We start from the raw sequence: 610 nt of genomic DNA on the forward strand, positions 1-610 counted from the left end.
TTAAGTGGCGTAGCTACCTGACTGCGTCACCCCATCACTGAACTACAACGGATCAGGCCCCACGCATCACACCCACCCGCAAACCAAAGGAATGCATGGCGGGTGGTCAGGGTGGTTAGTATCACCGCTTCGCACTTGGGCGCGTATGCACGGGTACGGGAATATCAACCCGTTGACCATCGACTACGCCTGTCGGCCTCGCCTTAGGACCCGACTCACCCTGGGAAGACGAACTTGACCCAGGAACCCTTAGTCATCCGGCGGATACGATTCTCACGCATCATTCGTTACTCATGCCTGCATTCTCACTCGCACACAGTCCACGCCCCCTTCCGGTAACGCTTCACCCCATGCACGACGCTCCCCTACCCATATAAAAAATATGCCGCGGCTTCGGCGGTGTACTTGAGCCCCACTGAATTGTCGGCGCGCAACCACTCGACCAGTGAGCTATTACGCACTCTTTCAAGGGTGGCTGCTTCTAAGCCAACCTCCTGGCTGTCTTCGCGATTACACATCCTTTTCCACTTAGTACACCCTTAGGGGCCTTAACCGGCGATCTGGGCTGTTTCCCTCTCGACTATGAAGCTTATCCCCCACAGTCTCACTG

Annotated in this window: 1 rRNA gene; it reads right to left on the minus strand. The window is 56.1% G+C overall.

The features are described 5' to 3' along the window. Positions 1-610 (minus strand): 23S ribosomal RNA (locus tag KBX19_RS11290); the annotation flags it as partial.

Source organism: Corynebacterium sp. CCUG 71335 (genome assembly GCF_024454075.1).
GTDB lineage: Bacteria > Actinomycetota > Actinomycetes > Mycobacteriales > Mycobacteriaceae > Corynebacterium > Corynebacterium genitalium.